The sequence below is a fragment of the Pantoea sp. DY-5 genome, from assembly GCF_019795955.1.
GTDB classification, from domain to species: domain Bacteria; phylum Pseudomonadota; class Gammaproteobacteria; order Enterobacterales; family Enterobacteriaceae; genus Pantoea; species Pantoea leporis.
Map to the genome: position 1 here is coordinate 75,546 of NZ_JAIMIE010000001.1, position 18,555 is coordinate 94,100.

An 18,555-nucleotide genomic window follows, 5' to 3' on the forward strand; every position below is an offset into this window, starting at 1 on the left:
TGGCGATCCTACATATTCTGCCCGTAGGGTCGCCATTTATGGCGACCTGGAAATCGAAAAAAAAACGGGTGAGAAGATATCTTCCCACCCGTTTTTCATTCAGTTCATCGCAACTAATTAACTCTGCGGCAAATACACACTACCTTGCTTGCCATACGCACTCATCACCGATTTCTGCATCGATGACTGGCCCACCAGCTGCGTCAATTCGTCCATGCGCAACTGCAGCAGACGTTTCACTTCGCTCTCATTATCGAGAATATGGCGTAACACCGGACGCAGCTGCTCTTGCAGCTGGCGCGACGGTGCGGCGGCTTCGGTTGTTTGCGCCAGTCTTTGCACCGCACTGACATAGTCCACTTCCTTGGTAATCAAATCATCCCATTCGCCGTCTGCTGCCAAACGCAGCATTCCGTGGCTGAGGTCGAGTAACTGTTGGTAAACGGTGACGAGTGACGGTGCAATATTCATTAAACGGCGTCCTGAAGGTGTTGAGGTTGTACGACTTCTTTCCAGGCATCAGCGATATTGCGCAGAAGACCTTCAACTTCTTCGAGGGCTTCGACATCATTACGCAGATTAGCCTGAACCAGACGGCGAACCATGTAGGAGTAGAGTCCTAACAGGTTATCGGTCAGGTCATCGCCTGATTGCTCATCGAGGCCCTGCTTGAGTCCGCCCTCGATGATGTTAATGGCCTTGGAAATCGAGTTACCTTTTCCCTGGATATTGTTGTCCTGCATAAACAGGCGGGCGCGGACCAGTGCGCTGATCGCACCGTCAAACAGCAAGGTAATCAATTGCTGTTGATTGGCGCTCATCACTGAGCTCTCCACCCCGATTTTTGCATAGGCTTGCGTGCCTGTAGCGCTGTACATGGTCACTCCTTACTATTTAGAACTGCTGCTCGAAGTCATGCTATCGAACTGCTGTGTCAGGTAATCGCTGGTGCTGTTCAGCGAGTTCATGGTGACGTCGAGTTGCGTGAACTGCGTCTTATAACGCGCAATCAGGGCGTTGATACGCGTGTTCATGTTGTTGTACTGCTCAGTCAGGTTATTCAGCGTCTTGCTGACGCCATCTTTCGCGGACTGAATGCTGCCGGTAGATGACAGCCAACTGGTCAGGTTAGTCGCCAGTTTGGTGGTGATACCGGTGGTTTTACCGTCACCCACAATCATCTCTTTCACGCCGGCAGGATCTTTGGTCAGCTCGGTTTTCAGCTTGTCGGAATCCAGCGACAGCTCACCGGTGGTCGGGTCGGTGGTGATACCGATTTGCGCCAGCGTTTTGTAGGTAGAAGAGCTGGCCGTGTTGGTCAGCAAACTTTTAATCTGGGTTTGAATGCCGCGCAGCGTGCTGTCGCCAACTAGCGCACCGTTGCTGGAATCTTGTGTATCTGAGCCAACATCCACAGCGGTGTATTTAGTCAGGCTGGTGAACTGATCCAGCAGATTGTTGTAGGCATCCACAAAGTTGGAAATTGCGGTGGAGGCTTTAGAGGTATCTTGCGTGATGGTCAACGTCTGATTTCCGCTGGTGACATCATTCAGATTCAGCGTAATCCCTTCCAGCGCATCGCTAATGGTGTTGGTGCTGCTGGTGATGGCGACGTTATTGACCGTTAACTCGGCATCTTGTGCGGCGACGCTGACATCCAGCGGATTATCGGCATCGGTTTTGGTTGAATCAAAGCCGACAATGCCTTGCAGCGTGTCGTCGCCAGTTACGGTAACGGAAGAAACCGCATTGGCCTCTCCGGTTTTCGACGCGGTTAGCGACAGACGATAAGCGCCATCACCGGTTTTGATAATACTGGCGCTGACACCGGCATTGGCACCGTTAATCGCATCACGCATGCCGGTTAATGAGGTTTGTGCACTGGTCAACGTAATGTCTTTGCTGGTGCCGTCGGCCAGTTTGATCGACAGCGTGCGGCTGGCATCCGAGCTACCCAGCGCGGTGGTGTTGCTGGTCTGCACGCCGGAAGTCAGCGTCTGTGCCTGTGCCAGCTGCGTCACGCTAATGCTGTATTTCCCGGCAATGGTGCTGCCAGATGTGGTGGCGCTGAATGCGGTGGTGCTGCTGGCTGCACTGGTGGCGGTGAACAAATCCGCGCTATTTAATGCCGTGTTGGCTGTCTGGAAGGTGGTTAACGCGCTAGACAAGGTGCCGTAGGCGCTCAGCTTCGCGGTGTACGCCGTCTGCTGATTAGAGATAGGCGTCAATGATGCTTTCTCTGCCGTACTCAAGTTATCCAGGATAGTGCTTAAATCGAGGCCTGAACCGATACCGAGGGTAGAAATTGTGGTCATGTTGTTTCCTTTCTATGTCGACACGGAGAATCAATACCGCGGGTTATCGGCTCTTTATGGGCAAAGTTTAGAATTATTTACCAGCAGGTAATAAAGCGAATAGCATATATAGAGAAGGGTATTTCGGGGGCTAGAAAAATGATCAAGTTAGTCTAAAGAACTCTTCGGGTAGGGCGATAAAGATAAGCGTGACAGGTTGAAGGGAAAAATTTTCACCTGGTCCTAAAAAAAATCTAAAGGTTGTTTAAGGGCAGACGATAACAACATTGACGGCGCTGAAGCCGGCGGGTTGAAGCCCACACCTTAACCGAAAGACTTGATTAACAGGAATAATTATCATGGCCCAAGTCATTAATACCAACAGCCTCTCGCTGATCACTCAGAACAACATCAACAAGAACCAGTCTGCTCTGTCTACTTCTATCGAGCGTCTGTCTTCTGGTCTTCGTATTAACAGCGCTAAAGATGACGCAGCGGGCCAGGCAATTGCTAACCGCTTCCAGTCTAACATCACCGGCCTGACTCAGGCTGCGCGTAACGCCAACGACGGTATCTCTGCTGCGCAGACTACTGAAGGCGCGCTGTCAGAAATCAACAACAACTTACAACGTGTTCGTGAACTGACCGTACAGTCTCAGAACGGCACCAACAGCCAGTCTGACCTGGACTCAATTCAGGACGAAATCAAATCACGTCTGGACGAAATTGACCGCGTATCAGGTCAGACTCAGTTCAACGGCGTGAACGTACTGTCTAAAGACGGCACCCTGAAAATTCAGGTTGGCGCGAACGATGGCCAGACCATCAACATTGACTTAAAGCAGATTGACTCTAAAACTCTGGGTCTGAACGGTTTCAACGTGAATGGTACCGGAACTATCGCTAACAAAGCAGCAACTATCAGCGATTTGGCTGCTACTGGTGCAGATGTATCAGACTCCAGTAAAATTACTGTAACAACTAAATTTGATGCACTTGATGCCAAAACTGCGTTCGGTAAGTTGAATGATGGTGACACCGTTTCAATTGGTGCTCAGAGCTATTCATATGATGCAACCAACAAAAACTTCACCACTAAAACTGTTGTTGCAACTGGTACAGACACTCAGAACCTGGGCGATTCTCTCAAAGCTGCAGCTGGTCAAACTCAGTCGGGCACATACACCTCTACCTCTGGAAAAGTAAACTTTGATGTAGATGCCAGTGGTAACATCACTATCGGTGGTCAAACTGCATATGTTGTTGGTGGCGCATTAACCACTAACAACCCAACTGGTACAGAGACCCAAGCTACAATGAAAGGTTTGTTCGGGGCTGCTGATACCAATAACAATGCTGGTACAGCCGTTGCTTCATCGGTTGATTTTGGCGGTAAAACTTACAACTTCGCAGGTGGTACCGGTACTGGCCCAACAGTAGGTGATGGCGTAACCTATAAAGACACAATTTCTTCAGATGCACTGTTAGCAAAAGTTAACGCAGATGCTACGGCTGATGACGTTAAGATTAACTTTAACAATGGTCCTTTGACTTTCACTGCTAGCTTTAAATCTGGTGTATCTGGAACAGGATCTTCAAATGCTGCATTTGTAGATAGCGACGGCGCACTGACGACTACAGCATCTTATGATACTAGCTATTCCGTCGATAAAGACACAGGATCTGTATCTGTTACCGGTGGTACCGGCACGGGTAAATATGCTGCAAACGTAGGCGCCCAAGCATATGTCAGCTCTACCGGTAAACTGACTACTGAAACCACCAGTGCTGGTACCGTGACTAAAGATCCACTGGCCGCTCTGGACTCAGCTATCAGCAGCATCGATAAGTTCCGTTCAAGCCTGGGTGCGATTCAGAACCGTCTGGATTCAGCGGTAACTAACCTGAACAACACCACCACTAACCTGTCTGAAGCACAGTCTCGTATTCAGGATGCTGACTACGCCACTGAAGTTTCAAACATGTCTAAAGCACAGATCATCCAGCAGGCGGGTAACTCAGTGTTGGCGAAAGCTAACCAGGTTCCACAGCAGGTTCTGTCTCTGCTGCAGGGCTAATCGCTCTAAGCTTCTTGCTTATCAAACCCCGCTTCGGCGGGGTTTTTTTATACCTGCATATTATGAATATGCAGGTAATTGCTCATAATTCGCTGGTAAATTGTAAGTGATACAAGTCGGTCACCATAAATGGCGACCCTACAAAACTGGGTAGGGGCGCCATTTATGGCGACCGATACGTCATTGCACAAACCCAAACCCGTCACCTCAACCCAATCCCCTTGAAGCTTCCCCCGCTTATCGCTAAGGTAAGCGCGTTTTTTCACCGCCAGGAAACCTCATGACCACCATTGCGCTGATCGACGACCATATGATCGTCCGTTCGGGTTTTGCCCAATTGTTGGGGCTGGAACCGGATTTCCAGGTTGTTGCCGAATGCGGTTCCGGGCGGGAAGCGCTCAACCAGTTGCCGGGGCGCGGCGTACAAGTGTGCATCTGCGATATCTCGATGCCGGATATTTCCGGGCTCGAGTTATTGAGCCAATTGCCGAAAGGCATGGCGACCATCATGCTGTCGGTGCACGACAGTCCGGCGCTGGTGGAGCAGGCGCTGAATGCGGGCGCGCGCGGATTTCTCTCCAAACGTTGCAGCCCCGATGAACTGATTGCTGCGGTGCATACCGTGGCTAAAGGCGGCTGCTATCTGACGCCCGATATCGCTCTAAAGCTCGCCTCCGGACGTCAGGATCCGCTCACCAAACGCGAACGCCAGGTGGCGGAAAAACTGGCGCAAGGTTTAGCGGTAAAAGAGATCGCTGCTGAACTGGGCCTGTCGCCGAAAACCGTTCACGTTCATCGCGCCAATTTGCTGGAAAAGCTCAACGTCAGTAACGACGTTGAACTGGCGCGCCGCATGTTTGATGGCTGGTAATGCAGCCACTCTTTTCGCGGCTGATTGCCGTCATCGCCAGTTTTTGTATCTTCTCTGCCGCGTGGTTTTGCCTGTGGAGCATCAGCCTGCATCTGGCGGATCGTCCTGAGCTGGCGGTGTTGCTGTTTCCCTTTGGCCTGCGCCTTGGCCTGATGTTGCAATGCCCGCGCGCCTACTGGCCGGTGCTGCTCGGTGCTGAGGGGGTGCTGCTTTATTGGCTGTCGCGCGAGGTGGCGCTGGCGCATCTGCCGCTGCTGATGCTGGGCAGCGTGCTGACGCTGCTGCCGGTGGCGCTGATCTCCCGTTATCGTCATCAACGCGACTGGCGCACCTTGCTGTGGCAGGGCGGTGCGATGGTGTGCGCGGCGCTGCTGCAGGCGTTGCCGTGGATCGCAGAACCCGCCGCACTGAATGCGGTGCTGCTCACGCTCACCGGCGCACTGACCGTGGCACCAACCTGTTTGGTGATCTGGCACTACCTCACCAGCACCCGCTGGCAGCCGCTTGGCCCTTCACTGGTCGGACAGCCGGTTAACTGGCGCGTGCGCCATCTGTTTGGTTATGTGCTGCTGTTTATGGTCAGCCTGTGGTTGCAGCTGGGTCTGCCTGCAGAGCTGTCGCGCTTCACACCGTTTTGTCTGGCGTTGCCGATTATTGCGCTGGCGTGGCATTACGGCTGGCAGGGCGCGCTGATCGCCACACTGATGAACGCCATCGCGCTGATCGCCAGCCAGACCTGGCACGATCACGCGGTCGATCTGCTGCTCTCCCTGCTGGCGCAAAGCCTGACCGGGCTGCTGCTCGGCGCGGGTATTCAGCGTTTACGCGAGCTTAATCAGTCGCTGCAAACCGAGTTGGTGCGCAATCGCCGTCTGACGGAGCGCCTGCTGGAGACCGAAGAGAGCGTCAGGCGCGAAGTGGCGCGCGAGCTGCACGATGATATCGGCCAGACCATCACCGCGATTCGCACCCAGGCCGGGATCATGCAGCGCATCAGCCCGGAAAGTGGCGTCAAGCAGAGCGGCATGTTGATAGAGCAGCTATCGCTGGGCATTTACGATTCGGTGCGCCGTTTGCTGGGGCGCTTGCGTCCGCGCCATTTGGACGATCTTTCGCTCGAGCAGGCAATCCGTTCGCTGATGCGGGAAATGGAGCTGGAAGGGCACGGCATCATCAGCCATCTCGACTGGCAGATTGATGAAGCGCGACTGAGTGAAGCGCAGCGCGTCACGCTGTTTCGCGTTTGTCAGGAAGGACTCAATAACGTGGTGAAACACGCCAGCGCCCGTGCGGTGACGCTGCAAGGCACATTGCAGGACGAGCGGTTGCAGCTGGTAATCGAAGACGACGGCTGCGGCTTACCGCTGAGTTCCCCGCAGCACGGTTTTGGCCTTGCCGGCATGCGCGAACGCGTGACGGCACTCGGCGGCTCGCTGGGGATCTCCTGTACCCACGGCACGCGCGTTAGCGTCACGTTACCGCTGCGCAAGGGATAAGCAATATGTTGTTTAGATTTCTCAAAGCACCGGCCAGCGCGCAGCCGATCAGCGATAAAGCAGCCATTGATGCGCGCTATCGTTACTGGCGGCGCCATATCATGACCACCATCTGGCTCGGCTATGCGCTGTTCTATTTCACCCGTAAAAGCTTCAACGCCGCGTCGCCGGAAATTCTGGCGGCGGGCGTGATGACGCGCATGGATATCGGCCTGCTGGCGACGCTGTTTTACATCACTTACGGCCTGTCGAAGTTTTTCTCTGGCATCGTCAGCGACCGCTCTAACGCGCGCTACTTCATGGGCATCGGGCTGATAGCGACAGGCGTGGTAAATATTCTGTTTGGCTTCTCCACGTCGCTGTGGGCTTTCGCCGTCTTGTGGGTGTTAAATGCCTTTTTCCAGGGATGGGGATCGCCGGTCTGTGCGCGTCTGCTAACCAGCTGGTTTTCTCGCACTGAACGCGGCGGCTGGTGGGCGCTGTGGAACACAGCACAAAACGTTGGCGGTGCGCTGATCCCGATGATCGTCGGGGCCGCCGCGCTGCACTATGGCTGGCGCGCCGGCATGATGATCGCGGGCGGACTGGCGATTGTCGCCGGTATTTTTCTCTGCTGGCGCCTGCGCGATCGCCCGCAAACCGTGGGTTTACCGCCGGTCGGTGACTGGCGCCACGATGCGCTGGAGATCGCCCAGCAGCAAGAGGGCGCAGGGCTAAGTCACAAACAGATCCTTGCCAAATATGTGCTGCTCAACCCTTACATCTGGCTGCTGTCGCTGTGTTACGTGCTGGTTTACGTGGTGCGTGCCGCGATTAACGACTGGGGCAATCTCTATATGTCCGAGACGCTGGGCGTGAATCTGGTGACGGCCAACTCGGCGGTGACCATGTTTGAACTCGGTGGCTTCGGTGGCGCGTTAGTGGCGGGATGGGGATCGGATAAATTGTTCAACGGCAATCGTGGCCCGATGAACCTGATCTTTGCCGCCGGCATTTTACTGTCAGTGGGATCGCTGTGGCTGATGCCGTTTGCCAGCTACGTGATGCAGGCTGCGTGTTTCTTTACCATCGGCTTTTTTGTCTTCGGCCCGCAGATGTTGATTGGCATGGCGGCGGCGGAGTGTTCGCATAAAGACGCGGCGGGCGCGGCGACCGGATTTGTTGGCCTGTTTGCCTATCTGGGCGCATCGCTCTCCGGCTGGCCGCTGGCGCGGGTGATCGATGTCTGGCACTGGAACGGTTTCTTTGCGGTCATCGCCTGCGCGGCGGGCATTTCGGCCTTGCTACTGTTGCCATTCCTGCATGCTCAAACGCCGCGCCAGCGCGAGGAAGTGTGATGCATCCCCGCTTTTTACCCTTACATCGACAAAACTAAGAAATTTTCCCGGTTGCGCCGGGCGGTTGTCTCAGGCCGAAACCGCTGCTGATTTTTACAATGCCTGCCATCACGCAGGTCATTAATCAGGAGCACTCCATGCTGGCTTTCTTAAATCAGGTGCGCAAGCCGACCCTGAATTTGTCGCTCGAAGAGCGGCGCAAGATGTGGTTCAAACCCTTTATGCAGTCCTATCTGGTGGTCTTTATCGGCTACCTGACCATGTATCTGATCCGCAAAAACTTCAACATTGCGCAGAACGACATGATCACCACCTACGGACTCAGCATGACGCAGCTGGGGATGATTGGGCTCGGCTTCTCCATCACCTACGGCGTCGGTAAAACGCTGGTCTCCTATTACGCCGATGGGAAAAATACCAAGCAGTTCCTGCCGTTTATGCTGATCCTCTCGGCCATCTGCATGCTGGGCTTCAGCGCCAGCATGGGCGCGGGCTCGGTGAGTTTGTTCCTGATGATCGCGTTTTATGCGCTGAGCGGCTTCTTCCAAAGTACCGGCGGCTCCTGTAGTTATTCCACCATCACCAAATGGACGCCGCGCCGGAAACGCGGCAGCTATCTGGGGATGTGGAATATTTCGCACAACCTGGGCGGCGCAGGTGCAGCGGGTGTGGCGCTGTTTGGTGCCAATTACCTGTTCGATGGGCACGTGGTCGGCATGTTTGTGTTCCCGTCACTGATCGCGCTGGTGGTCGGTTTTATCGGTCTGCGCTACGGTAGCGATTCACCCGAATCTTACGGTCTGGGTAAAGCCGAGGAACTGTTTGGCGAAGAGATCAGCGAAGAGGACAAAGAGACCGAAGATCAGGCGATGACCAAATGGCAGATCTTTGTCGAGTACGTGCTGAAAAACAAAGTGATTTGGCTGCTGTGCTTCGCCAACATCTTCCTGTACGTGGTGCGCATTGGTATCGATCAGTGGTCGACGGTCTATGCCTTCCAGGAATTAAAACTGTCGAAAGAGGTGGCGATTCAGGGCTTCACGCTGTTTGAAGTCGGTGCGTTAGTCGGCACGCTGCTGTGGGGCTGGTTGTCGGATCTGGCGAATGGTCGTCGTGCGCTGGTGGCATGCGTGGCGCTGGCGTTGATTATCGCCACGCTTGGTATCTATCAACATGCCAGCAATCAGTATGTTTATCTGGCGTCGCTGTTTGCTCTGGGCTTTCTGGTGTTTGGTCCGCAGCTGTTAATTGGCGTTGCCGCCGTCGGCTTTGTGCCGAAAAAAGCCATTGGCGCCGCCGATGGCATCAAAGGCACCTTTGCTTACCTGATTGGTGACAGCTTCGCCAAGTTAGGCTTGGGAATGATCGCCGATGGCACGCCCATCTTTGGCTTAACCGGTTGGGCCGGGACCTTTGCGGCGCTGGATGCCGCCGCGATCGGCTGTATCGCCTTAATGGCGATGGTGGCGGTGTTTGAAGAGCGTAAGATTCGCCGTGAAAAGCGTCTGCAACGGTTGAAAGCAGCATGATGTTTAGCCCCGGTTTTCACCGGGGCTTTTTCGGACGATAAATCCTGCTGACCTAAAACAAATTCATACGCAGGGGAATGGACGATTTTAGCTGCTGCACTACTTCCTCAGAAAAGTAACCACCTTGTTACAGTCCTCGCCCAGATTGCCGATAACTCCCCTCAGAATCATTCCAATTTTTGAACCACATTTTTCCGTTTCTGGGGTGTCTATGCGCTTCAATTATGACTTGTTACCGGGTGAGCTACTGACTTTCGAAGAGATTGCCCTGCGCTACACGCAGCAGCATCCCGACGAGAAAGAGCTTACCGCACGCGGGTTGCTGAGCCCGTCGACCAGCTTTCGCAATTTGGTGATCCGCGCGCTGTTCGCGCAGGAGGAGATCAATAGCCCGATCGAGGATCTGCTGTTTGTCTCGGACGACAACGAGCGCAAAAATTATCTGCGTCGCTTTGAGCACTACCTGAAAAACCAGCAGGCGTTTCTCTACTTCCGGCGCAACGACGAAGCGCGCAAAGAAGGGCGCTGGAAAGTGGTCGGCGAAACCCAGGTGTTTGCCATGCTCGATCCCAATTCGGCAGCGGCGCAGAATCTGCTCAACAGCCGGGGCTTTAAGCTGGTGCTGATGCGGCAGACCGAAGAGGATGAGTATTGGCAGCTGTTCGATGCGCAGGCGCATCCGTGCTTCCCGCTGTCGCGCAAAATCCAGTTTCTGGTGGTGTTGAGCACGCCGCAATACAAAGTGCCGAGCGGCGTGATGCCCGGCACCGAAGTTGGACGCCGCGTGAAAGCCAAAGTGCTGCAGCGCTCCAGCCAGGCGGAGTTTACCTCGGCGGTAAAAGCGCGCTACGGCGCCTGCATTATCACCGGCACGCAGCTGACCGAACGTCACAGCTGGCCGTGGGTCGAAGCCTGCTACATCGACACGCAAGAGAACGAAGAGGGCTTTCTGGCGGATAATAGCGCCGATAACGGCTTATTCCTGCGTAGCGACCTGCAGCGGTTGTTTATCAACAAAATGATAAGCATCAACGCGGAAACCGGTCAGGTGCTGTTTAATCCTGCGCTGGAAACTGAAGCGTTGATTACCCCTTTTTATCAGGCACTTGAGGGCAAAGTTTGCGCATTATGGGACGCGGTGCCGCCTGGCACGCGGGAAAGACTGCGTAATTTGCGCTAACGCCCGCGCGGATGGCGGTGCGATCCACCGCCATCCATAACAAATTTGAAATAACCTCGCTTTTGCCCGCCTATTCTGCCAATCAAAACCCCTACAGAATTGGATAATCATGCCGATAACTTTACTAACGCAGGGTAGTCAACGTGAACGATCTCTATACCGCCGATGGCGTGATGGATAAACATTCGCTCTGGCAGCGCTACGTTCCTCTGGTGCGGCACGAAGCGCTGCGCCTGCAGGTACGTTTGCCAGCCAGCGTTGAGCTTGACGATCTGCTGCAGGCCGGTGGCATTGGCTTATTAAATGCCGTGGAGCGCTACGATGCGCTACAGGGCACCGCCTTTACTACCTACGCCGTGCAGCGTATCCGGGGAGCAATGCTGGATGAGCTGCGCAGTCGCGACTGGGCACCACGCAGCGTACGCAGAAATGCGCGCGAAGTAGCAGGTGCCATGCATCAGGTAGAACAAGCGTTGGGGCGCTCGGCTACTGAACAGGAAGTGGCTGAGCGACTGAATGTTTCGCTGGAGGAGTATCGGCAGATTCTGCTCGATACCAACAACAGCCAACTCTTCTCCTACGACGAGTATCGGGAAGAACACGGCGACAGTGCGGAGCTGGTGACGGAGGGGCATGAGGAAGCCAACCCGCTTCATCAGTTGTTGGAAGGAAACCTACGTGACCGCGTGATTGAAGCGATTGAGGCCTTGCCTGAACGTGAAAAACTCGTGCTCACACTGTACTACCAGGAAGAACTGAACCTGAAGGAGATTGGCGCGGTGCTGGAAGTGGGGGAATCCCGCGTCAGTCAACTGCACAGTCAGGCGATCAAACGCCTGCGTGCCCGATTATCGGGGGCGCGCTAACAGACTCAGTTCCTGGCGATCGAAAAAAACAATAAAACCGGGGACTCAGCAATGGGAGCCAAAGTTAAAGCCAGACCGTTAAGTCGCTATCTTAAAGACTATAAGCACAGCCAAAGCAATTGTTCACACTGTGGCAAAGTTTTAGATCGTATGGCGTTAGTCTTTCGCGGCCAGATCATCAATAAAGAGGCCATCGCACGAATGGACCAAATGATTGACGATCAGGTGTGGATGAAACTCCAGCCAGAATTGACCGCCTTGTGTCGTTTCTGCAGCGATATATTTTGTAATACCCATCCGAATTACTTCGACATTATGGCGTTTAAGCAATACCTGTTTGAGCAGACCGAGATGAGCCACAGTACCATACGTGAGTATGTGGTACGTTTGCGTCGGCTTGATGACATGCTGAAGGCGAAAAATTTCCCGGCCGATCGTTTACGGGGCAATAGCTGGCATGAATGTCTGGAGAACGATCTGCCTGATGCGGGCAATAACAATTACCGCATCGCACTGCGTAAATATGACCAGTTTTTAGGCTGGCAGCAGGGCTGATGGTGATCCCACCCTTGTTGTTGTCGAGCATGACAGCAACAAGGGCAGCACGCGATGAATTCCGGGTGCGACTTTTCTCATCTTCTGCAACACTGTATGGATAACTGCACATTGCCCGAATGGAGGCTGCATTGTCCTTACATCTTCTGCACCAGTTCCCCCGTCTTGAATTACTCGGTGCACCTACGCCGCTTGAGCATTTGCCCCGGCTTTCTGACTATCTTGGTCGCGATATCTTTATTAAGCGCGATGACTTCACGCCGGTGGCCCTCGGCGGTAACAAACTGCGTAAACTCGAATTCCTGGCCGCTGATGCGCTGCGCGAAGGCGCGGATGTGCTGCTGACGGCGGGCGCCATTCAATCTAACCATGTGCGTCAAACCGCAGCGGTAGCGGCGAAGCTCGGCCTGAAGTGCGTGGCGCTGCTGGAAAACCCGATTGGCACCACGTCAGAAAACTACCTCAGCAACGGCAATCGCCTGATGCTTGATTTGATGGATGTGGAAATCGTCATGGTTGATGCGCTGCACAATCCCACTGAACAGCTGGCCGCTCAGGCCGAACACCTCGAAGCGCAGGGATTCCGCCCGTATATTGTGCCGGTCGGCGGTTCCAATGCGCTCGGTGCGCTCGGCTACGTTGAGTGCGCGCAGGAGATTGCGCATCAAAGCGAAGGCGTGGTGGATTTTGCCGCGGTGGTGGTCGCTTCCGGCAGCGCTGGCACGCATGCTGGCCTGGCGATTGGTCTGGAACAGCTGCTGCCCGAAACCGAGCTAGTTGGCGTTACCGTGTCGCGCAAAGTCGAGGCGCAGTTGCCGGTGGTGGAGCGCATTCGCAGCGCGCTGGCTGAGCAGTTGGAAGTGCAGGCCAAAGCGCCGATCGCCTTGTGGGATGATTACTTCGCGCCGCGTTACGGCGAGCCGAACGAAGAGGGCATGGCGGCGGTGAAGCTGCTGGCGCGGCTGGAAGGCATCATGCTCGATCCGGTGTATACCGGCAAAGCGATGGCGGGATTAATTGATGGCATTGCGCAAAATCGGTTCCGTCGTGAAGGTCCGCTGCTGTTCGTGCATACCGGTGGATCGCCGGCGTTATTTGCTTATCACCCTTCGGTCTGAGACAGAACGTAAAAACGGTTTATAATCCGGCGGTTATTCAGAAGAGGTCGCCATAAATGGCGACCCTACAAAGCACACAACAACACATCACAATAAATGGGGTAAACATGACTTTCTCTCCAATTCGTCGCCAAATGGTGATGGGCATGATGGCGGTCGCGCTGGTCGCGGGCGTTAACGTTAAATCCTTCGCCGCAGAAGATTTGCTGGCAAAAGTAAAGAGTAAAGGCGAGCTGCGCGTCGGTCTGGAAGGCACTTATCCGCCGTTCAGCTTCCAGGACGAAAAAGGCCAGCTGACCGGCTTCGAAGTGGAGTTCGCGCAGGCGCTGGCTCAACACCTTGGCGTGAAAGCCGATCTGCGTCCGACCAAATGGGACGGCATGCTGGCGTCGCTGGATTCCAAACGCATCGACGTAGTGATCAATCAGGTCACCATTTCCCCTGAGCGCAAGAAAAAGTATGACTTCTCTACGCCGTACACCATTTCTGGCGTGCAGGCGCTGACGCTGAAGAAAAACGCAGCGACCGTCACCAAGCCAGACGATCTGGCCGGCAAGAAAGTCGGCGTCGGTCTCGGCTCCAACTACGAGCAGTGGCTGAAGGATAACGTGCCGAAAGCCGATGTGCGTACCTATGATGATGACCCAACCAAGTATCAGGATCTGCGTTCAGGCCGTTTAGACGCCATTCTGGTTGACCGCCTGGCGGCGCTGGATCTGGTGAAGAAAACCGGCGACACCATGGCGGTAGCGGGCCCGGCCTTCTCCCGTCTGGAATCGGGCGTGGCGCTGCGTAAAGGCAACGACGATCTGCTGAAAGCCATCGACTCCGCCATTGCGGACATGCAGAAAGATGGCTCGCTGAGCAAACTGTCTGAAAAATGGTTCGGCGCGGACGTCACTAAATAATGCAGGAAAGCTTACAACTGGTGCTGGATTCAGCACCATTTTTACTGAAAGGCGCGCTGTTCACGCTGCAGTTGAGTATCGGCGGGATGTTCTTCGGCCTGATACTTGGCTTCGTGCTGGCGCTAATGCGCCTGTCGCACTTCTGGCCGATCAACTGGCTGGCGCGCATCTACGTGTCGATTTTCCGTGGCACGCCACTCATCGCCCAACTGTTTATGATCTATTACGGTCTGCCGCAGTTTGGTATCGAGCTGGATCCGATTCCGTCGGCGATGATTGGTCTGTCGCTGAACACCGCTGCTTACGCCTCTGAATCACTGCGTGGCGCGATTGCTTCGATTGAACGCGGGCAGTGGGAAGCCGCTGCCAGCATCGGTATGACGCCGTGGCAAACGCTGCGTCGCGTGATCCTGCCGCAGGCCGCGCGCACCGCGTTGCCGCCGCTGGGCAACAGCTTTATCAGCCTGGTGAAAGATACCTCGCTGGCCGCCACCATTCAGGTGCCGGAGCTGTTCCGTCAGGCGCAGCTGATCACCTCACGGACGCTGGAAGTGTTCACCATGTATCTGGCGGCCTCGCTGATTTACTGGGTGATGGCGACCGTGCTGTCGGCGTTGCAAAATCGCCTTGAAGCGCATGTGAATCGACAGGATCGGGAGGGTAAATGAGTGCAATTGAAGTCCGTCAGCTGGTGAAGCAGTTTCACGGCCAGACGGTGCTGCACGGCATCGATCTCGACGTGGCACCAGGCGAAGTGGTGGCCATTATCGGGCCAAGCGGCTCCGGTAAAACCACGCTGCTGCGCAGTATCAATCTGCTGGAAGTGCCGGAAAGCGGACGTATCAAAGTTGGCGATATTGCCATTGATGCGGCGCTCGGCCTCAACAAGCAGAAGCAGCTGGTGCGCCAGTTGCGTCAGCAGGTTGGCTTTGTGTTCCAAAACTTCAATCTGTTCCCGCACCGCTCGGTGCTGGAGAACATCATTGAAGGGCCGGTGATCGTCAAGGGCGAGCCGAAGGCGGAAGCCATCGCGCGTGCGCGCAGTTTGCTGGAGAAAGTGGGATTGCACGGCAAGGAAGAGAGTTTTCCACGTCGTCTCTCCGGCGGACAGCAGCAGCGTGTGGCGATTGCTCGCGCGCTGGCGATGCGTCCGGAAGTGATTCTGTTTGATGAGCCGACCTCGGCGCTTGATCCTGAGCTGGTGGGCGAGGTGCTCAACACTATTCGCGCGCTGGCGCAGGAGAAACGCACCATGGTGATCGTCACCCACGAGATGAGCTTTGCGCGCGACGTCGCGGATCGCGCCATCTTTATGGATCAGGGACGCATCGTGGAGCAGGGCGCGGCAAAAGAGCTGTTCAGTAATCCGCAGCAGGCACGTACCCGGCAATTTCTTGACAAGTTTCTTAACCAATAATCTCAAGCGTCGCCTGATAACGGCGACGCTTTTCTTATATGTTCTGGTCTCTCCTCCCTCAGTATTTTCCTAAAGTTATATCACCATGATATCGTAACGTGCTGAATATTAATGCTAAATCATTCTTAAAATCCTACAGACAATAGGGCGATTTCTTATTAGGAAAGTCCCGATTGAGACATCTTTGTAAATATAAATAATTCTTTACAAATTCATGGCGCAATTAGGACATAGCAATGACAACTGCCAGGAAAGAGGTCCTCTGGATCAACACGCTCAAAGGGGGCTGCATTTTGATGGTGGTGTTGCATCACTCCATCATCACCACGTTCGCGCCTTCGCTGCATCATCTCACCGCTGGGCTGCTGCCGGCGCACTGGTGGGTGGCGTTTAACACCTATCTGTCGCCGCTGCGCATGCCGGCTTTCTTCTTTGTCTCCGGTTTGCTGGCCGCCAGCTCAATCACCAAAAAAACCTGGAAAGAGGTGTTCACCAAGAAGTTCAGCAACATCGTCTATCTCTACCTGCTGTGGGGCGTCATTCAGTGGCTGAGCATTCATTACATCTCTACGCATCTCGGGGAACGGCTCTCCAGCACCAAAAACGCAGCCTATGCCGACACGCCGTTTGAGTTCATTAAGCTGCTGATGACCTCTATGACCAGCCTGTGGTATCTCTACGCGCTGGCAGGATTCTTCCTGTTCACCAAGCTGTTCCACAAACAGAAGATGGCCTTAATGGCGCTGGCGATTGTTGCTACGTACGCGGCTCAGTTCAGCCTTATTCCCGGCTGGGGACCCGCCAGCGTGGCGCAAAACTATCTCTATTTCCTGCTCGGCGTATTCTTCAGCCAGGCGTTGATTGAGTTGAGCGAATTGAAGCGCCAGCACTGGTTGATGCTGGGCGGCATTGCGCTGATTGGCATGCTGCATCATGTTGGCGGCATCTATAAAAATCCGTTCTACAGCTTGCTGACCATCGTGTTTGGCATTGTGCTGTGCCGCTTGCTCAATGAACGTTTCAATATGGCGTGGCTTAACTGGATTGGCCGTAACACGCTGCAAATCTACGTGCTGCACCGCATCTTTATTGAGCTGCTGGGGCTGAGTGCGATTGTGCTGGCGGTGCATTATGGCTGGTTTGACAATACCGTCTTTAGCTGGGCATGGGCGCTGCTGATGCCGATTACCGGCGTTGCATTGTGTACCAGTATTTCGCTGCTGCTGTGGACGCTGCTTAACCGTGGTCCGGGCCGCATGCTGTTTCTCTATCCGCGCCTGCTGCGCAAACCTGCGCTCGAAAGCAAAAGCGCACCGCTGCAATAACTTTGTTGATCACGCGCCGCACATTCCGTAGCGGCGCAATTCATTGCGCGATAAATCGCGCCGCTACGGAATGTGCGGTAATAAATCGCTTAGCACAACGCTAATATCGCTGCTTATCCATTTGCCACATTAAATAAATCCACATTTAGAATTTGAATTTAATCTGGCATAAGAAAGGGTGGATTGTTCTTAATTTCCCTGCGCGACAACGATCACACTTATTTTACTTAATCCTCTTTTAGTGACTCAAATTAAGACAAATTTCCTTAGCCTGCTCAGGGTTCTATTTTTGTCTGGATCTGTAAAGTATTGTTATATCAGGACCACAAAAAAACATTTAGGACTTTCGCTACATCATGCCCGCCCCGCCTGTTGAATAATCGTTTAATAATCATAAATGCTACAACGCTTATTTCCTCATCCTTCTTCTTTAAGACCTACACAGCAACAGCAGCGGGAGTCATCATATGAATAACGCCAGGAAAGAAGATATCGCATGGATAAATACCCTCAAGGGAGCCTGCATATTACTGGTGGTGTTGTATCACACCGTATTACCTGGATTCGAAGGCACGGTGAAATTATTGACGGCTGGTTGGATCCCGGCAGAAATATGGGTGCAGTTTAATACCGTATTATCGCCGCTGCGTATGCCGGCGTTTTTCTTTGTTTCGGGCTTATTAGCCACTAACGGTATTTTAAATCGGCCGTGGAAACAGGTGTTTACCAGTCGCATCACCAACCTGTTTTATCTCTATATTTTGTGGGGCTTTATTCAGTGGTGGTCGATTGTTGGCATCTCCACCGAGATCACCGGGCAGCGTATTTCACAGAACCTCAACGCGGCGTATGCCGGATCGCTGCTGGAGTTCTTAAAGCTGACATTCCTTGCCATGAGCACCTCGTGGTATCTCTACGGTTTAGCGCTCTATTTTCTGTGCGCCAAGATCTTTAAACAGCAGAAAGTGGCGTTGCTGGTGGTGGCGATTGCGCTCAACTATCTGGCGGTGGAGAAGATCATTCCGTACTGGGGACCACAAAGCGTGGCGCAGTATTTCCTGTTCTTCCTGCTGGGGGCGTTCTGGAGCCCGATGATGCTGCGTCTCAGTGAATGGCGTCGCGACAACATTGTGCCTTGGGCGATATTGGCGGCGATCTCGGGCCTGCATATCATCTTTGGTCTGGATAAGAGCTTGTTCCTGTGCATCCTAGCGGTGCTGGGCAGCGTGGCGGCGTGTCGCTGGCTGAACGCGCGTTTCAAGATGAGTTACTTGAATTGGGTTGGGCGCAACACGCTGCAAATTTACGTTATTCACCGCATCTTCATTGAGTTCTTCGGTATGTCGGCGATTCTGTTTGCTCAGCGTCATCATCTGTTTGAGCAAGCGTGGTTTTCCATTCTCTGGGCCTGCTTCTATCCGCTGGCGATTGTGGGCATTTGTTCGCTGTGTTCGGTGGCGGTGTGGCAGGTTACCAATCGCGGATTGGGTCAGTCGTTGTTTGTGTTTCCAACGTTGATCGGGTTGAAGCGGGGTAAGTCTGCGGCGTGAAAAAAAGGTCGCCATTAATGGCGACCCTACG

Annotated in this window: 17 protein-coding genes; 14 read left to right on the forward strand and 3 right to left on the reverse strand. The window is 54.1% G+C overall.

What is annotated here, in order from left to right; genetic code table 11:
• Window positions 1-117: 117 nt before the first annotated feature.
• From fliT to fliD, 3 genes are read right to left on the reverse strand one after another with little or no spacing between them, the layout of a single operon-like run.
• Window positions 118-471, reverse strand: a complete 354-nt coding sequence (gene fliT, locus K5Y30_RS00405; protein ID WP_222210251.1) for a flagella biosynthesis regulatory protein FliT — start codon at window positions 469-471, stop codon at window positions 118-120.
• Window positions 471-878, reverse strand: a complete 408-nt coding sequence (fliS, locus tag K5Y30_RS00410) for a flagellar export chaperone FliS (protein ID WP_008105355.1) — start codon at window positions 876-878, stop codon at window positions 471-473. Before fliS ends, fliT begins: the two co-directional genes overlap by 1 nt.
• A gap of 12 nt (window positions 879-890) precedes the next feature.
• On the reverse strand, window positions 891-2,315 hold the full coding sequence (gene fliD / locus K5Y30_RS00415; RefSeq protein WP_222210252.1) for a flagellar filament capping protein FliD: 1,425 nt from the start codon (window positions 2,313-2,315) through the stop codon (window positions 891-893).
• A 338-nt stretch (window positions 2,316-2,653) separates the two neighbouring features.
• Between fliD and K5Y30_RS00420 the strand changes: the two genes are divergently transcribed.
• The 14 genes from K5Y30_RS00420 (at window position 2,654) to K5Y30_RS00485 (ending at window position 18,524) form a co-directional block, all read left to right on the forward strand.
• Window positions 2,654-4,372, forward strand: coding sequence for a FliC/FljB family flagellin (locus K5Y30_RS00420; RefSeq protein ID WP_222210253.1), 1,719 nt, complete (start codon window positions 2,654-2,656; stop codon window positions 4,370-4,372).
• Window positions 4,373-4,652: 280 nt separating this feature from the next.
• Window positions 4,653-5,243 (forward strand): transcriptional regulator UhpA, encoded by a 591-nt coding sequence (gene uhpA, locus K5Y30_RS00425; protein ID WP_061718464.1) that lies wholly within the window; start codon window positions 4,653-4,655, stop codon window positions 5,241-5,243.
• Window positions 5,243-6,739 carry a signal transduction histidine-protein kinase/phosphatase UhpB gene (gene uhpB / locus K5Y30_RS00430; protein ID WP_222210254.1) on the forward strand — a complete coding sequence of 499 codons (1,497 nt, stop codon included), beginning with the start codon at window positions 5,243-5,245 and terminating at the stop codon, window positions 6,737-6,739. Before uhpA ends, uhpB begins: the two co-directional genes overlap by 1 nt.
• An 8-nt stretch (window positions 6,740-6,747) precedes the next feature.
• The gene (locus K5Y30_RS00435) at window positions 6,748-8,076 is read left to right on the forward strand and encodes an MFS transporter (protein WP_222210882.1); all 1,329 of its coding nucleotides are present in this window, start codon (window positions 6,748-6,750) and stop codon (window positions 8,074-8,076) included.
• Window positions 8,077-8,213: 137 nt separating this feature from the next.
• On the forward strand, window positions 8,214-9,605 hold the full coding sequence (gene uhpT, locus K5Y30_RS00440) for a hexose-6-phosphate:phosphate antiporter (protein WP_110866402.1): 1,392 nt from the start codon (window positions 8,214-8,216) through the stop codon (window positions 9,603-9,605).
• A 211-nt stretch (window positions 9,606-9,816) separates the two neighbouring features.
• Window positions 9,817-10,785 (forward strand): HNH endonuclease signature motif containing protein, encoded by a 969-nt coding sequence (locus tag K5Y30_RS00445; protein ID WP_101764045.1) that lies wholly within the window; start codon window positions 9,817-9,819, stop codon window positions 10,783-10,785.
• 143 nt (window positions 10,786-10,928) lie between these two features.
• Window positions 10,929-11,651: an RNA polymerase sigma factor FliA gene (locus K5Y30_RS00450; RefSeq protein WP_007891379.1), complete on the forward strand. Its 723-nt coding sequence runs from the start codon at window positions 10,929-10,931 to the stop codon at window positions 11,649-11,651.
• 51 nt (window positions 11,652-11,702) lie between these two features.
• Window positions 11,703-12,206 carry a flagella biosynthesis regulatory protein FliZ gene (fliZ, locus tag K5Y30_RS00455; RefSeq protein ID WP_007891377.1) on the forward strand — a complete coding sequence of 168 codons (504 nt, stop codon included), beginning with the start codon at window positions 11,703-11,705 and terminating at the stop codon, window positions 12,204-12,206.
• 119 nt (window positions 12,207-12,325) lie between these two features.
• On the forward strand, window positions 12,326-13,324 hold the full coding sequence (locus K5Y30_RS00460; RefSeq protein WP_370634166.1) for a D-cysteine desulfhydrase: 999 nt from the start codon (window positions 12,326-12,328) through the stop codon (window positions 13,322-13,324).
• 107 nt (window positions 13,325-13,431) lie between these two features.
• On the forward strand, window positions 13,432-14,232 hold the full coding sequence (gene tcyJ / locus K5Y30_RS00465; protein ID WP_101764047.1) for a cystine ABC transporter substrate-binding protein: 801 nt from the start codon (window positions 13,432-13,434) through the stop codon (window positions 14,230-14,232).
• Window positions 14,232-14,900 carry a cystine ABC transporter permease gene (tcyL, locus tag K5Y30_RS00470; protein ID WP_008105335.1) on the forward strand — a complete coding sequence of 223 codons (669 nt, stop codon included), beginning with the start codon at window positions 14,232-14,234 and terminating at the stop codon, window positions 14,898-14,900. Before tcyJ ends, tcyL begins: the two co-directional genes overlap by 1 nt.
• Window positions 14,897-15,649, forward strand: a complete 753-nt coding sequence (tcyN, locus tag K5Y30_RS00475; RefSeq protein WP_008105333.1) for an L-cystine ABC transporter ATP-binding protein TcyN — start codon at window positions 14,897-14,899, stop codon at window positions 15,647-15,649. Before tcyL ends, tcyN begins: the two co-directional genes overlap by 4 nt.
• 236 nt (window positions 15,650-15,885) lie before the next feature.
• Entirely contained in the window at window positions 15,886-16,974 is a 1,089-nt protein-coding gene (locus K5Y30_RS00480) for an acyltransferase family protein (RefSeq protein ID WP_222210256.1), read from the forward strand.
• 467 nt (window positions 16,975-17,441) lie between these two features.
• On the forward strand, window positions 17,442-18,524 hold the full coding sequence (locus K5Y30_RS00485) for an acyltransferase family protein (RefSeq protein WP_222210257.1): 1,083 nt from the start codon (window positions 17,442-17,444) through the stop codon (window positions 18,522-18,524).
• The last annotated feature ends 31 nt before the right edge of the window (window positions 18,525-18,555 follow it).

Bases quoted from the DNA above. Each gene is read 5' to 3' on its own strand.
- uhpA (WP_061718464.1), top strand. From the start codon at position 4,653: ATGACCACCATTGCGCTGATCGACGACCATATGATCGTCCGTTCGGGT.
- K5Y30_RS00480 (WP_222210256.1), top strand. From the start codon at position 15,886: ATGACAACTGCCAGGAAAGAGGTCCTCTGGATCAACACGCTCAAAGGG.
- tcyJ (WP_101764047.1), top strand. From the start codon at position 13,432: ATGACTTTCTCTCCAATTCGTCGCCAAATGGTGATGGGCATGATGGCG.
- fliZ (WP_007891377.1), top strand. From the start codon at position 11,703: ATGGGAGCCAAAGTTAAAGCCAGACCGTTAAGTCGCTATCTTAAAGAC.
- K5Y30_RS00445 (WP_101764045.1), top strand. From the start codon at position 9,817: ATGCGCTTCAATTATGACTTGTTACCGGGTGAGCTACTGACTTTCGAA.
- uhpT (WP_110866402.1), top strand. From the start codon at position 8,214: ATGCTGGCTTTCTTAAATCAGGTGCGCAAGCCGACCCTGAATTTGTCG.
- tcyL (WP_008105335.1), top strand. From the start codon at position 14,232: ATGCAGGAAAGCTTACAACTGGTGCTGGATTCAGCACCATTTTTACTG.
- uhpB (WP_222210254.1), top strand. From the start codon at position 5,243: ATGCAGCCACTCTTTTCGCGGCTGATTGCCGTCATCGCCAGTTTTTGT.
- tcyN (WP_008105333.1), top strand. From the start codon at position 14,897: ATGAGTGCAATTGAAGTCCGTCAGCTGGTGAAGCAGTTTCACGGCCAG.
- fliD (WP_222210252.1), bottom strand. From the start codon at position 2,315: ATGACCACAATTTCTACCCTCGGTATCGGTTCAGGCCTCGATTTAAGC.
- fliT (WP_222210251.1), bottom strand. From the start codon at position 471: ATGAATATTGCACCGTCACTCGTCACCGTTTACCAACAGTTACTCGAC.
- K5Y30_RS00460 (WP_370634166.1), top strand. From the start codon at position 12,326: ATGGAGGCTGCATTGTCCTTACATCTTCTGCACCAGTTCCCCCGTCTT.
- K5Y30_RS00485 (WP_222210257.1), top strand. From the start codon at position 17,442: ATGAATAACGCCAGGAAAGAAGATATCGCATGGATAAATACCCTCAAG.
- fliS (WP_008105355.1), bottom strand. From the start codon at position 878: ATGTACAGCGCTACAGGCACGCAAGCCTATGCAAAAATCGGGGTGGAG.
- K5Y30_RS00420 (WP_222210253.1), top strand. From the start codon at position 2,654: ATGGCCCAAGTCATTAATACCAACAGCCTCTCGCTGATCACTCAGAAC.